The following is a 14273-nucleotide window of genomic DNA, read 5'->3' on the forward strand; positions in this document are numbered from 1 at the left end:
TGCCGGAGTCGACGGGACAGATGTCAGTCGGCTGCGTGCGCGCCGGCAGGAAGAGACGGTGCCGTGCTGGCGCCGCGCCGCTTACTGATCGCCGCCCCGGCGCAGCTGAGTCCGATCAGGAACGGGTGGACGGCGCCGCGTTCGATCAGCCCGATGACGCCGACGGGGTCATCGCCCGCGCTCACGATCAGGCCGAGGTAGGCGGCCATCGACACCAGGCCGATCACGCCCACCGTGATGAGAGCTCGCCCCGTACGCGGGGAGACACCGATGCGCTGCCAGCGACGCCCGAGCACGACGGCCAGCACATTTCCACCGACGAAGCCCAGGAACGCGCCCGTGCTGTGGTACTGCCCGGAGCCGTCCTCTAGCGCCTCGCCGGATCCGGGAAACAGGGCGAGCAGGACACCGCCCACGGCCAGCATCGCCGCGGGCACCAACGTGGCCCACCGGCCCCGCCCCGCCAGGTCCCGCAACGCGACGATCCCCGCCAGGATCGTGAGGCCGAACAAGAAGAAGCCGGCATTCATCACCCAGGCCAGCGGCGAGTACATGTACTGCCCGAACAGAGTCGACGGCCCGTGAACGCCCAGGTTGCTGATGAAGTGACGGGTGTAGCTGTAAGCGGGATCGGTCCACGCCATCGCGGCGATGAACTCCGCGAGCAGGAAGATCACCGGTCCGGCGACCAGCAGTCTTCCCGCGCTCCGGCGCTGAGCGGGCGCGGCAGGTCCGGAGTCGCGAGGCGGGACCGAGTCGATGCCTTCTGTCATGTTCGCGCCCTTCATTCGTCCGCCGGAGGCGGCGCCCGAACCGGGCCCCAAGAGTCCTCGCTGGCTTCACTCGGACTCTTACTATACCTAGTGTATCTATAGTCCTGGTGTAGGACTATCTCGGGGGTACAATCGAGGGCATGGAGAACGACGCGCCCGTCGGGCGACGTGAGCGGAAGAAGACAGCGACCCGGACGGCGATCTTGGGAGCGGCGACCAGCCTGTTCCTTGAGCGCGGGTTTGACGCGGTCACGGTGCGCGAGATCGCGGACAAGGCGGACGTGACGCCCAAGACGGTCTTCGCGCACTTCCCCCGCAAAGAGGCGCTGGTCTTCAGCACGGAGAACGAGCAGCAGGACCGGCTCGTGGCGGCCGTCAGAAACCGCACCCCGCAAACGACGGTCTCCGAAGCACTGAAGGCGCACTATCTCGCCGAGATCACCCTGCTGCAGACTGAGCCCATGAGCCGGATCATGGCCCTCATGGAGGACACCCCTTCCCTCATCGAGTACGCCGAGAGGATGTGGCTGCGTCACGAGGACGCCCTCATCGCGGTGCTCACCGAAGAGTTCGGGCTCGCCGAACCGAGTGCGGAAATCCGCTTCTACGCGCGGTTCGCCCTACAGATCCCGCTCATGGCCCGTCAGGGCGATCCCGAGTCGGCCATGGAGGTGGGGTTCGAGCTGCTCGATCAGGGGTGGGCTCGCTACGGCTCCGCACAGCGATAGCTCGCCCCCGTCGTTCAGCACCCGGCCGGGAACGCGGCGCACGGCACGACGGCAGCCACCCAGACTCCCAGTGAGTCCTCGCGCACACTACGACGCTCAGCGTGTGTGGCCTTACCCGGAAAGCAGAACCCAACCGGCCGCAGAAGCGTGCGACCGCAGAGAGTGACGCCGACCCGCCCTCGCTGGCGCCGCTCTGCTCAGATCAGCCGCACAGAACAGCGCCCATCCCCCTCGGAAGGAACAAAGGAGCTGGGCCCACTGCGCATGGACTGCGGAACCTGCGAGCTGGGAGTCCGAGCGGCGTGATCTCAACCGCGGAGCCGAACAATGGCTCTCTCTGGCGGGGTGGCTGTGACTGCGTGGGGAGAAGCCTGACAGCGGGCACGGGCGCCGACGTCCGGGAGAGCCGTTGAGGACGGCGGGCAGTGCCGCGGACGCCGAGCCGTTCGAAGGCGACGACCGTCAGTACAGCCCGACCCGGCTGCCCGGATGGCTTCAGGAGGTCTACGGCCCCGACCGGATCCGGCCCGAGCAACTGAGCCGGGCCCAGCCCGCCGGCCTTCGCCGCGGGCGCCCACGGTGCACAACGACAGCCGGGAGGTCCGGCACGCCAACATCGGCCCCATCGGCACTCCTCAACTCTTCGCTCCCCACGCGGGCTTGCGCGAAATCATCGAGTCGAACCGTCAGGACGGCAACAAGACCAAACCAGCCGCCCTGGTGGACGCCCATCCGGGACTCGGCAAGAGCACGGCGGTCCGCGCATACGGCTGCGACCTGTCCCTTGGCGAGCAGCCCTCATGGAGGATGCCGCGTTCCTGGACGCCGACGCCGGACCGGGTGTTCTGGTTGTGGTCCCCACGCAGGCGGGGGTGGTCCAAGGACGTGTGGCCGGTGCGGTCGCGGCCTCGGTGGTCCCCACGCAGGCCCATAGACCACGGAGAGTGAAAAGGCAGGAGCTGATGCACACGGTATTGAGACATTGGCTCAGATGCCGTCCATAGCGCTTGACGACGCTTATCTGCGAAGTGCCGAGTGGCTGCGTCGACCCGGTTATCCCGCCGCTCCCTCCGTGCTGCATGTGCAGCACGGAGCCCGATTGGGCAGGACCGGACCGGGCACTACAGGTCCCAGACGCCCCCATTCGTCCGCCTCTTCGAGAAAACCGCAGGTGAGAAGCCTCATCCGGACGGGTTCAAATCCCACCGCTACCGCTTGTAACACCCCTCTGATCCGCGGAGACGCGATCAGGGGGGTGTTTTGCGTGTGGCACGTGCAGCACGGTGGTGTTGCACGTGCCACACCCATGACCTGGTGGAGGACCGCAGTGCGCAGGGCGGTGTACCGAGCACTCTGCGGCCCGGAAGAGGCTGAATCGGTCACTAGAGCGAGCGGGCGCCCGGCTTCCGCTGTGCCGATGACCGCAGACATCAACAACCGCTCTGCGGTCCTCGTTCGTGGCACCGGTCGCGACCACACCTGTTGATGGCCGGCAGAAGCTTCATCACAGACTGCGGATTCAAGAAGCCATGGAAGCGGCGAGGGCCGCACGAGAATACGTAGACCAGTTCGGGGGGCGGCGCACCTGCGTCGGCGGCGGATCACGTCAGATCAGTACGGCGCCGCCTCGGCGCGCTTCTTACGGTTTCCCCGAGAGGCCGCAGGCCAGATCCAGGTCCCATCGCCACCGCTTACCCCCTGATCTGCAGAAACGCGGACAGAGAAGCGTGGAAAGTGTGGTGACCCCAAGGCTCATGCCATGACTTCCACCACCTCGGATGCTTGCGCGGGACCTGTCCGTGACCACCTGACCGCAGAAAACCACCTGGCGCCGCCGCTCAGAGAAATACCGAGGTTGTTCGATGCAACTTGCACATCCGAACAACCCCGGCACGGTCGGCGGACGGAACAGTTGCCGATTGAGCTGAACAAGGCGCGAGCCGGCCGCCAGACGATGTACGGTCTCCGCACGCTCCAGCCGCCCGGTCGGCGAACCAATGCCCCGGGTTCAACCAAAGAGGAATCGCATGGGGAATAACTTCTCGGTCGACACCGGCGAGTTGGGTGACTTCATGAGAACACTCAAGAAAGCGCATGAGTCATTAGAAGAAGTGCGAAACCAGATGAATCAGGTCACCTCGGACCGCATGGGCACCACCGACCTGGACCAGGCCTGCAACGACTTCCAAGAACACTGGAAGTACGGCTCCGAGCAGATTGCAGAGCAGACCAAGAAACTCACCGAATCCGTCAGCAAGACCAAGGATAATTACGAAGAGGTCGAACGGTCCCTGGAGGAGGTCTTCAAGAAAGCCACAGGCAGGGCGGGACCGACGTGACACAGCCGTACCCTCACCTAGGCTTCGATCCCGCTCCCGGAAATATCGCCGCCGTCTCGGCTCTGCAGGCGAAGCTGACCTCCTTGGCGGAAACCTTGGCCAAGGCGTATCGATTGGTGCAGCAGTTGCAGTCCGGTAGTTCGTGGGAAGGCGACGCTGCCGTCGCATTTCGCGAGGAACTGGACGGTGCACTTCCGGACAACCTCAAGAAAGCCCATACATCCCTGCTGAAAGCTGCGGACGCCTTGGCTGGCTGGAGCCGTGCCTTGCATGGCTACCTAGGCGATGCCAAGAAGCTGGATGCTGAAGCCAAAGCCGCGCATGACAAGCTCGACTTGGCCAAAGAACAGGAGAAGAAGGCCAGTAACAACCCAGACCTGAAGCTGGCTCACCAGACATTCACTGACGCAGCATCACTGCAGAACGCGCAGGCCCGGCTGGACAAGGCCACAACGGCGCTCAACGACGCGCGTGGATCCGTCATCGATGCACAGGGGCTCCTCTCGTCCATCAAACGGCGAGCCCACGACTTGGAGAGCGAACACTCGTCCACAGCGCGAGGCAAGGCCAGCTCGATCCGCGACGCGACAGACAAACTGGCGCCCAAGGAGCCCGGCTGGTTCGGCAAGGCCATGGACTGGCTGGACGACAACCTCACGGATGTGCTGGGAACGGTCGCTGCGATCGCGGGCCTCCTCGCATTGGTCTTGAGTGGTCCCATAGGCGTGGCGTTTCTCCTCGTTGCCGCCACAGCGAGCGCAGCCACTCTGGCTTCCCGCCTGTCGGACCCCGCCGTCAGGGCTTCGCTCAAGGATGGCTTCACCAAAGGCGAGTTCGACGCTGGCTTCTGGAGCAACGCGGTAGGGGTGGCCGGGGACACGCTGGGCATGGTGCCTGGAGTCGGCGCCGTGGCACGTGGCATCAACGGAGCAGTTCGCTCGGCCGGCGCCGCAACCGGAACTCTGACCCTCACCGACCACTTGGCGAGCGCAGGAAGCAAGACGTGGTTGGCCGCGAACCGGATCGCCGGGGCCGAGAACCCTCTGACCACTTGGGTGGTCAGAGGTGCCGCAAACCCGGAGCGAGCCGGACGAATGATCGATCTCGGCGTCACCGGTGCCGGGACCGCCACCGGAACATACGGCACGGCCAAGGACCTGATCGACACCCTGGACGACGACACCGCCAACAACGTGGGTACCAGCATGGACGGCGTCCGCGCCGGCAGTTTCGACGGTGCCGGTCACGGCGCTACGGCCCTGAAAACTTTGCAGGTCCTCCTCGATGCCGGCCACTGAGGTAAACATGAATGAGTTCACCATCGTCGGATCGGCGATGAGTGCCGAATGCGACATCTGGTTCGCCTTGCCGCCCGGGTTCATCGAGGTCCCGCTGGTGCCCGATGCCGACGTATCGGCGGACGGGCTGGAGTTGCTCTCTACTCTCGTACCGGAGGAACAGTACGGGGCGTTCCGCGAACGCATGCAAGAAGCTCGTGCCATGGGAGGCCTACTGGCGCGTAGCGGCGCCGCCCACCTCTCGATAGGGGTGCACCACGACGAGTCAGGCAGTGTGGTGCACTCCGTGTTTCTGATCAAGTGGCAAGAGCTGCCGTGGACCCCACCGAAACTCGCGGCGGCGAAGGCTGCGTTGGCATCCGGAGGGGCCCGCAGCGCCGACCTGGTCGACCTGCCCTGCGGTCCAGCAGCCGTGGTGGAAAGTCTGGATCAACGCGAGGGCCAAGAGGTCTTTCAGATGACCGCCCATCTGCCGCATCCCGAAGGCCGTCGTGTCGCTGTGCTGGCGCTCAGCACAACGGCTGAGTCCGGCCACGAGCACTACCGAGACGTGTTTCACGGCATCACCCGCATGGTGAGCTTCGACAATCCTCTTCCGCCACACCTGCGCGAGCAGATGCCGGAGGCCAGGGAAAGTGCTGCCGCGCGAGACGCATTCGGCTGACGAGAAACGTGTGAGGCAGAGATGGCATATCCGGTGCACTGCAAGACAGCCTGGCAAGACCCGATGACCCGCCGGGCGTGGCGCCGTACCGCGGTGCTCCGGTGTGCTGCTCTGCCGGCCTGGCTGCTGGGCTTTCTCGCATGGCTCTTCGCAGTCGTCATGACGCCTGCCTGGCTTCTGGTGCTGTGGCTTCCGGTGCTGTGCGTCGGCATCTGGTACACCCTGCTCGCGGTGATCGCGACGACTTCCTTGGCACGGACACGTCGAGTGCTGCGCGTCTATCCCTGGCAGGTGGGTGTCGCGGAGGCCAAGCCGAAGGAGAACGGCAGTACGCGGTTCGTCGTGTCGGACCCGGAACGGCCGGAGAAGACCGTGAGCCTGGGCCATGGCGGCCTGATCGGGACGAGGGGACACTTCTGGGTACGCGCGGTGAAGTCCGGGCACGTCACCGAAACCTGGTTCGCAGGCGACCCTCGATACCTGGGCGTCGTCGCGGCCCCTGGGCCACGGCATCTCCTGTGGGTCGCCCAGCGGGAGGCGACGGACTCCCGGATGCCGCCCCGCAAGAAGGGCGTCAGTCCTGCGGCACGAGCGATGGCGCGTGCCGCAGGAGCGCGGGTCGGAACGGACTGATCCACCCTGGGCATCCACTGGAACAGCGCGCCACGAAGAGGCCGCCGAGGTAGCGGCGACTCGGCATCAAGGCCTGTGTCGCCCTTGCAACACCGGGTGGAGCTTGAGGGGCCAGACAGGATCCGACAGCATCGAATCGGCAGCCTTGGTCCGGACGTTGGATGAAGCCGCATGCGAGAAGCCTCGTCCGGACGGGTTCAAATCCCACCGCTACCGCTTCTAACACCCCTCTGATCCGCGGAGACGCGATCAGGGGGGTGTTTTGCGTGTGCCGTGCGCTCCGCCTGCTCTCTTACGCCCGTGCCTGCGAAGGCAGGGTGAGTATTTCGGCTCCGTCGTCGGTGATGGCGATGGTGTGCTCGCTGTGTGCGGTCCGGCAGCCCGTCGCGCTGCGCAGGGTCCAGCCGTCGGCGTCGGTGACGAGCGTGGCGGTGTCGGTCATGATCCAGGGCTCCAGGGCGAGCAGCAGTCCGGGGCGGAGCTTGTAGCCGCGGCCGGGCCGGCCGGTGTTGGCGACGTGCGGGTCCTGGTGCATGGTCGAGCCGATGCCGTGACCGCCGAACTCGGTGTTGACCGGGTAGCCCGCCTCGCCGAGGACGGTGCCGATGGCGTGCGAGAGGTCGCCGATGCGCGCCCCTGGCTTCGCGGCGGCGATGCCGGCGGCGAGTGCGCGTTCGGTCGTCTCGATCAGGGCGACGCTCTCCGCCGGCCGGGTCTCGCCCACCAGGAAGCTGATCGCGGCGTCCGCGGCCACCCCGCGCTTGGACACGGCGAGGTCGAGGGTCAGCAGGTCCCCGTCCGCCAGCGTGTAGTTGTGCGGCCGCCCGTGGAGCACTGCGTCGTTGACGGCCGTGCAGATGTAGTGCCCGAACGGGCCGCGTCCGAAGGACGGCGCGTAGTCGACGTAGCAGGACTGCGCCCCCGCCTCGATGATCATTTCCTTGGCCCACTGGTCGATGTCCAGCAGGTTCGTCCCGACCGCGCAGCGCCGCTTCAGCGTGTGCAGGATGTCTCCGACCAGGGCGCCGGCGTCCCTCGCCCGGTCGAGCCGCGCGGCGTTCAGGATCTCGATCATGGGGGCCTTTCCGGTAAGTCCAATAACTATCCCGGTCAAACTATACCGGTATTATAATGGGGTCATGGTCAGGTTGCCGCTCACCCCCGCCGAGGTCGCACGCGGACAGCGCCTCGGCGCCCTGCTCCGCCGAGCCCGGGGCTGCCGCTCGATGCTGGAGGTGGCGCTCGCCGCCCACATCTCGCCGGAGACCCTGCGGAAGATCGAATCCGGCCGGGTGGCCACCCCCGCCTTCCCGACCATCGCCGCGATCGCCGACACCCTCGGGCTGTCCCTCGACGCCGTCTGGGCCGAGATGAACCAGGTGGACGGGGTGGATGGGGTGGACCGGGTGGAGGCGGCCGTCGATGAGGAGTCGGTGCTGCCGGTCACTCGGCATCCGTCGTTGGCCGTGTAGCGGGCCGGGACGGTCTGATGCGGGCGTACGTACAGCCCGTACGGAAGGCTGTCAGCGCGCCGGGCCCGTGACTTCCTGGGTGCCGAGGACCGCCAGCAGGTCGAGGAGGCCGGCGCTGTCGGTGCCGGCCGCGGGGGTGAACCAGAGGAGGCGCTGGCGGCCGTCCTCGCTGAACAGGTTGAGGCAGTTGACCTCGATCAGGCCCAGCGCGGGGTGGAGGAGGCGTTTGCGGTCGTCGCGCCGGAACGCCACCTCGTGTTCGGCCCACAGGGCGGCGAATTCGGCGGAGGCGGCGAGCAGCGCGGAGATCATCGAGCGGGCCTCGGTGTCCTTGGCGTCGCGGCGGGCGGCGGCCGCCCGCAGGTCGGCGACGAAGGCCCGGGACTGGGCCGGGTGGTCGGCCTCCGGGTAGAGCTGCCGGGATGCGGGCTCGGTGAACCACCGGTGCACGAAGCTGGCCCGGGCGCCACGGAGGCCGGAGTGGTCGCCGAGCAGCGCCACCGCCGGCCGGTTCTGTACGAGGGTGACGTGCAGGTCGGTGATCACCTGGGCGGGTGTCGAGGGCAGGCGGGTGAGCAGGTCGAGCATGCCGGGGTGGACGTGCGAGGCAGGCCCGCCGTGCGTGGGCACCGGGCGGCCGGCCAGGCGGTAGAGGTAGTCCCGCTCGTCGGCGGTCAGGCGCAGGGCCCTGGCCAGTGCGGCGATCATCTGTTCGGAGGGCTGGGAGCCGGCGCCGCGTTCGAGTTCGTTGTAGTAGTCCGCCGACGCGCCCGCGAGCTGGGCGACCTCCTCGCGGCGCAGTCCGGGCACCCGGCGGCGGGGCCCGTGGGCGAGCCCCACGTCGGCCGGGCGGATACGGGCACGCCGCGAGCGCAGGAAGGCTCCCAGCTCGGTGTATTTCGCAGACCCCATGCCTGGCATTGTGCGCCCGGCCGGGCCGGCGACCCAGGGGATGGCATCCCCTGGTTGCGCCGCCCGGCACCGCGCATCGTGGAGGGCATGACTGCCAACCATCCCCCTCCCGCCCACGTGCCCGATCTCGTATCCGCTTCCGGCCCCGGTCCCGGCCCCGCTGCGGCGGCCGGGCGGGTCGCCGTCGTCACCGGCGGATCACGCGGCATCGGCCGGGCGGTCTGCCTCCGGCTCGCCCAGGACGGCCTGGCCGTCGTGGTGAACTACGCCCACGACGCGGCTGCCGCCGAGGAGACGGCGGCGGCGGTCGGCGCCGCCGGCGGGCGGGCGATCGCCGTGCGGGCGGACGTGGCGGACGAGGACGCGGTCGCCGCCCTGTTCGAGCGGACGGAGCGGGAGTTCGGCGGCGTGGACGTCGTGGTGAACTGCGCCGGCCGCCTCGCCCTGTCGCCGGTCGCCGAACTCGATCTGGCGGTGCTCGACGCCGTACACCGCACGAACATCCGCGGCACCTTCGTCGTCGCTCAGCAGGCCGCCCGGCGGCTGCGCGCGGGCGGCGCGTTCGTGGGGTTCTCGACCTCCGTGGTCGGCACCAGCTTCCCCGCTTACGGCGCGTACGCGGCGAGCAAGGCGGCGGTCGAGGCGCTCACGCTGATCCTCGCCCGCGAGCTGCGCGGGCGGGACGTCACCGTCAACACCGTCGCGCCCGGGCCCACGGCCACGGATCTCTTCCTCGAAGGCAAGACGCCCGAGCAGGTCGACCAGCTCGCCAAGGCCCCGCCTCTGGAGCGGCTGGGCACCCCCGAGGACATCGCCCAGGTGGTCGCCTTCCTCAGCAGCCCGGCAGGGCACTGGGTCAACGGGCAGATCCTGCGGGCCAACGGAGGCCTGGTGTGACCTGACCAGCACGCCGCCCCCGTCTCCCCGGCTCCTGAAGAGCCGCAAGAAACCACATCAAGGAGAAACACTCATGCCTTTCGCCCACTTCAAGGTTCCCGCGGGCACCGTCACCGCCGAGGACAAGCAGAAGATCGTCGAGCGCACCACCGACCTGTACGCGGAGATCTACGGCGAGCGGGCCCGCCCCACCACCGTCGTCCTGGTCGACGAGGTCGCCGACGGCGGCTGGGGGGTCGGCGGCAACGTCCTGACCGCCGCCATGCTCAACGGCGAGGCCTGACCTCCAGTTCTGCGTGGCCCGGCACCGGCGCAGAGGTGACCGCAACACGCCAGCCACGGTGTTGCACGTGAAACACCGGGCCCCGCCCAGCCGGACTGCGCAGGGCCCGCAGCATCGGTTCCGAAGATTCTGAAGGGCTCTCCGGAGCCACAGGCGAGAAGAGCCGGTCCGGCAGGTCGCATCCTTTCCCCTGCCGCCCGTGACACCCCTCTGAACTGCCAAAACGCGGTCGGAGGGGTGTTTGCTCGGCAGCCCACATCGATACCCTGCCGTGCACCTTCACCGGCGAAGACGGCCTGTTGAGGGACAGGAGAGGCCTGCCGACAGCAGGTGACCCTGTCCTCGCCCCCGGGTGCACTCCGCGCACACCCCGAAGGGCACATGCCGAAGGGCACATGCCGAAGCACGCACGCACCAGCCTGACACTCTGTGAACACCTGCAACAATCAGGTAATGTGCCCGCCTGTTGCCGCAGATGCAGCATGAAGTTCTGAATTCACTGCTACTTCCATGATTTGAATCCCTTCATGCGCGTCTGAAATGAAATGACATGCATGTGAAGGATGTACGTCTTGACGACATCGTTGTGGAGCAGACGCCGCTTACTCAGCACGCTCGCCGGAGCGGCTGCGGCCCCGACCCTGCCTTCCATCGTCACCCTGACAGCCGCTCCCGCCCACGCTGCGGGTTCCGACAGCGGTGAGACGGGTGACGTCCTGCCCCACACCGAACGTGGCCAGGCCGTGTGGGCTTACAAGTCCGGGGGCCGGGCGGTCCGTGAGGCGGCTGCCGCCGCTCTGGTCGGCAGCCCGGCCGCCGTGACCGCCTTCCTCGCCCGCGAACTGCCCTTCGCCAAGGCGGAAGACAATCGCTTCGCGATCCTCACCGGCATGGCCCAGGGGGGCGTGGCTGTCAGCGAGTCCGCCGGCACGGCACTGACCGCCGGAGACGACGCGGTTGCCGCGTACCTGCGTGACGGTTACAAGAAGCCCGTGGAAGAGGACCTGCGGGTGGCGGTGTTCACCGTCATGAACAACAGCGGCGCCGCTGTGAAACGGGAAGCCGCCAAGGCGCTGGAGCAGGGCACCCGGTCAGCCTTGAAGAAGTTCCTGGAGCAGACCCAGCACACCGCACAGCAGGAAGACGAACGGGTGGAGGTCTTCTCCACCCTCAACACCGCCTCGCCCGAGGTGAAAAAGTACGCACAGCGTGCCCTGGATGACGGGTCGCCCGACGCAATTCACCAGTTCCTCACCTCAGGCCAGTACATCGCCCGCGCTCGTGACGAAGAAGCGGCGACGATCGACCAGTTGGTCGACATCGTGCAGCGAGAAGGCCGGCAGGCCAAGCTGCAGACGGAAAAGGCCGTCACGGCCTCCGAGCGCGCGCAGAAGGCCGCCACCAAGGCCAAGGATGCCGCCCTCCTGGCGGCGGAGCAGGCGAAGGCCGCCCAGCAGGACGTACGCAAATCGGCTCTAGCGGCGAACAATGCAGCCAGAGCCGCCGACGGGGCCGCGGACGCCGCTGCCGCCGCTATTGCTGCCTCGCGCACCGCTCAGTCCGCCTCCCACCGCGCCGCCCAGGCCGCCCAGGCCGCCGCTGCCGCCGCGGCGATGGCTGGACACGCCGCTTCCCGCGCCTACAGCGCCGCCATAGCCGCGTCCAGGGACGCATCCAAGGCGTCCGCCGCCCGGGCGGCAGCCCAGGGTGCTCGGAACGCCGCTGCCCGGGCGCGTACCGCGGCCCAGGCGGCCGATCAGGCAACGATTGCCTCTCGGCAGGCGGCTGCAGCCGGCTCCTCCGCCGCGGGTGCAGCCAGGAACGCCGCCGCGGCCGCCCGTGCCTCTGCCGAATCCGCCGCGGCCGCCGGCGCTGCCCAGTCCCAGGCGGCCAAGGCGAAGCAAGCTGCCGCCGAGGCCGATGCCGCCGCCGCACGGGCCACTCGGGCCGCCGGTACGGCCCGGACCCTGGCGAACGAGGCAGCCGAGGCCGCCCGTGTGGCACGCGACGCCGCCAACAGTGCCGCTGATCACGCCGAAAAGGCCGCGGACGCGGCGGACGAGGCGGCGAAGAACGCAGGCAAGGCAGTGGAGTACGCCAAGCGGTCCGCCTCCTACGCCGAAGCAGCGGTGGCAGCAGCCACCACAGCCGCCGATGCGGTCAAGAAGGCCCAGCAGGTGGAGAAGGCGGCCCGCGAGGCGGAAGCCGCCCGTATCGCCGCAGACACCGAGCTCGGCGTGGCGGAGGCCCGCCTCAGGGCGAAGGCCGAGGTCGACGACGCCGCCCGCGCCGACAAGGAGCGTACGCAGGCGGACAAGACCGCGAAGAGGATCACGGACGTAATCGCCGGCGCCGAGGCCGCGCTGCAGGCCGGGGACACCGCCAAGGCCGTCGCGGCCGGCCGGCAGGCCGCTGTCGAACTGCTCGACTCGACCGGCACGTGGACCAGGGAAGCCGCGGAGTTCGCGCTCGCCGGCACCGATCAGGACGTGATCAACTGGATCGACACCGACCGTCTTCTCGCCCAGCAGCAGGACGACCGCGAAAGCGTCCTGGCGGTCGCCAAGTCGGCGACTGCCGCAGTCGCCGATGCAGCCCACAGGGCGCTTGCCAGCGACGCCCCTGACGCGGTCCGCAGCTTCCTTGAGCACGGAGTCATCGAAGCAGCGGCCACGGACAACCGCGTCACCGTGTTCAGAATCCTCGGCGAGAACCCGGGCAAGGCGGTCAAGGCAAAGGCCGAGGCGGCTCTGAGAGACGGGAGCGCCGAGGCGCTGCACCGGTTCGTCACCGCGGAACTGGCGGAAGCGGTGAAGGAGGACGACCGGGTCGAGGTGTTCAGCCTTCTCAACTCGGGCGGCGCCTACATGCAGTCGGCGGCGAGAATCGTCCTGGAGGGCTCCGCCCGTATGCGCCGTGGCTTCGTCAGCTACGACAAATACGCCGTCGCACGGATCGATCAGGACCAAGCGACCCACGTTTCCGCCGTCCGGGCCTCCATCGCCCTCGCTGCCGGGGTCGCCGCGCAGGCACTGGAGAACGCCGCCCGGGCGTCCAAGGCGGCAGCGGAAGCCCGCGACGCGGCCAAGGAGGCATCCGACTGGGCGGCGAAGGCAAACACCTACGCCGCGGATGCCACAGCCTCGGCGAAAGAGGCGAGGGCCAACGCGGACGCCGCTGACAGGTCCGCGGCCGCCGCGGCCCGGTCGGCCAAGGAAGCGAGCAAGGCCTCGGCCACGGCGCGAGTGGCGGCCCGGGTAGCTAACTATTCGATGCGGCAGGCGTCGTCATCCGCTCAGCAGGCGGTAGCGTCCGCGTGGCGAGCGCAGGCATCCGCTTCCCAGGCTCAGGCTGCTGCACTCCAGGCCGGCCGGGACGCCAAGGCAGCTGCGGCCGCCGCCGACGAGGCGCACAGAATCGAGTTTGCGAAGCGGAAGGCCGAGGTCGAGGCCGCGGCGAAGAAGGCGGCAGAGAAGGCGAAAGAGCACCAGGCGAACGGGACGCATCCGTCCCAGCACGCCGACAACGACAAGCCCTGGTATGTGGACTGGGGTGTGTGGCCCGAGGACATATCCAGCGTCAAGGACTGGGCGCAGGTCACCGGGCATTGGAGCACGATCGCCGGTTCGGCCGGGGTCGTACTCGGGCTCGGCGCGATCGCCTTCCCAGTCCTCGGGGGAGCCGCTGCGGCAGCCGGCTTGGTGTCATGGGGGCTGCAAGGGGCAAGCGCCCTGCTGAATTTCATAGAGTACGGGTCGGACAGCAATGATTTTCATTCGGCTCTCGGCATGTTCGCGGTCGGCGGCATCTTCATGGGGACAGGCAAGCTGCTCAAGAAGTTCGGCCTGGTCGAAAATTTCGGCCCCCAGGTCGAAAATATCGGTGAACGCATGACGAACTTCGCGCATGATGCGACGACCACGGTGATCGGCTGGCTCACCTGGTAGATGTTTCGTGAGTGAGGCGAGACATGTACTCGCCTCACTCCGGACGGTCTGCCGATTCGAACCTCGACGGCATGCGCTGGAATGATTTGCGAGGGCCGCCAATTCACTACAGACCACCATGAATATCCTGGTGACCCTGAGGCGCCTGCCCATCGAAAGCGCCGATGACAGCCAACGCAGAAATCTCAGCGGACCCGACGGAAGAAAGGACGAAACGAAAGCGCACAGCAATCCGCTCTCGGCTGAGGCAGACACCGAGCCCGCGGCTGGTCACCCTGACCACCCCTGACCACTGCACCGCCAGCCGCCTTGTCGACGTACGGTCCG

General features: G+C 68.0%; 12 protein-coding genes. 9 read left to right on the forward strand and 3 right to left on the reverse strand.

Annotated features, from left to right (window positions below; all coding sequences use genetic code 11):
- Window positions 1-23: 23 nt before the first annotated feature.
- Window positions 24-677: a DUF998 domain-containing protein gene (locus OEIGOIKO_RS19505; RefSeq protein ID WP_246177423.1), complete on the reverse strand. Its 654-nt coding sequence runs from the start codon at window positions 675-677 to the stop codon at window positions 24-26.
- A 236-nt stretch (window positions 678-913) separates the two neighbouring features.
- On the opposite strand from OEIGOIKO_RS19505, the gene OEIGOIKO_RS19510 reads away from it, so the two are divergent.
- The 5 genes from OEIGOIKO_RS19510 to OEIGOIKO_RS19535 all read left to right on the forward strand — a co-directional run bounded on the left by OEIGOIKO_RS19510 (window position 914) and on the right by OEIGOIKO_RS19535 (window position 6435).
- A complete protein-coding gene (locus OEIGOIKO_RS19510) occupies window positions 914-1501 on the forward strand; it encodes a TetR/AcrR family transcriptional regulator (RefSeq protein WP_125055137.1) in 588 nt (195 codons plus the stop codon).
- A gap of 2027 nt (window positions 1502-3528) precedes the next feature.
- Complete coding sequence (locus OEIGOIKO_RS19520; RefSeq protein ID WP_125055138.1) at window positions 3529-3840, forward strand: hypothetical protein; 312 nt, start codon at window positions 3529-3531, stop codon at window positions 3838-3840.
- A complete protein-coding gene (locus tag OEIGOIKO_RS19525) occupies window positions 3837-5138 on the forward strand; it encodes a hypothetical protein (protein ID WP_125055139.1) in 1302 nt (433 codons plus the stop codon). The genes OEIGOIKO_RS19520 and OEIGOIKO_RS19525 overlap by 4 nt, the downstream gene beginning before the upstream one ends.
- Window positions 5139-5145: 7 nt before the next feature.
- A complete protein-coding gene (locus tag OEIGOIKO_RS19530) occupies window positions 5146-5802 on the forward strand; it encodes a hypothetical protein (RefSeq protein WP_125055140.1) in 657 nt (218 codons plus the stop codon).
- 33 nt (window positions 5803-5835) lie between these two features.
- A complete protein-coding gene (locus OEIGOIKO_RS19535) occupies window positions 5836-6435 on the forward strand; it encodes a hypothetical protein (protein ID WP_125055141.1) in 600 nt (199 codons plus the stop codon).
- A gap of 292 nt (window positions 6436-6727) precedes the next feature.
- Here OEIGOIKO_RS19535 and map read toward each other — a convergent pair whose 3' ends face one another.
- Entirely contained in the window at window positions 6728-7510 is a 783-nt protein-coding gene (gene map / locus OEIGOIKO_RS19540; protein WP_125055142.1) for a type I methionyl aminopeptidase, read from the reverse strand.
- A gap of 64 nt (window positions 7511-7574) precedes the next feature.
- Between map and OEIGOIKO_RS19545 the strand changes: the two genes are divergently transcribed.
- Window positions 7575-7907 (forward strand): helix-turn-helix domain-containing protein, encoded by a 333-nt coding sequence (locus OEIGOIKO_RS19545; protein ID WP_125055143.1) that lies wholly within the window; start codon window positions 7575-7577, stop codon window positions 7905-7907.
- A gap of 51 nt (window positions 7908-7958) precedes the next feature.
- Here the strand turns inward: OEIGOIKO_RS19545 and OEIGOIKO_RS19550 are convergent, their stop codons facing one another.
- Complete coding sequence (locus tag OEIGOIKO_RS19550; protein ID WP_170251768.1) at window positions 7959-8828, reverse strand: helix-turn-helix transcriptional regulator; 870 nt, start codon at window positions 8826-8828, stop codon at window positions 7959-7961.
- A gap of 78 nt (window positions 8829-8906) precedes the next feature.
- Between OEIGOIKO_RS19550 and OEIGOIKO_RS19555 the strand changes: the two genes are divergently transcribed.
- From OEIGOIKO_RS19555 to OEIGOIKO_RS19565, 3 genes are all read left to right on the forward strand, one after another.
- Complete coding sequence (locus OEIGOIKO_RS19555) at window positions 8907-9716, forward strand: SDR family oxidoreductase (protein ID WP_125055145.1); 810 nt, start codon at window positions 8907-8909, stop codon at window positions 9714-9716.
- Between the two features lie 73 nt (window positions 9717-9789).
- A complete protein-coding gene (locus tag OEIGOIKO_RS19560; protein WP_125055146.1) occupies window positions 9790-9999 on the forward strand; it encodes a 4-oxalocrotonate tautomerase family protein in 210 nt (69 codons plus the stop codon).
- 572 nt (window positions 10000-10571) lie between these two features.
- A complete protein-coding gene (locus OEIGOIKO_RS19565) occupies window positions 10572-13946 on the forward strand; it encodes an ALF repeat-containing protein (RefSeq protein WP_246177424.1) in 3375 nt (1124 codons plus the stop codon).
- Window positions 13947-14273 lie beyond the last annotated feature (327 nt).

Origin of the sequence: Streptomyces paromomycinus (assembly GCF_003865155.1) — a bacterium.
Classification (GTDB): domain Bacteria; phylum Actinomycetota; class Actinomycetes; order Streptomycetales; family Streptomycetaceae; genus Streptomyces; species Streptomyces chrestomyceticus.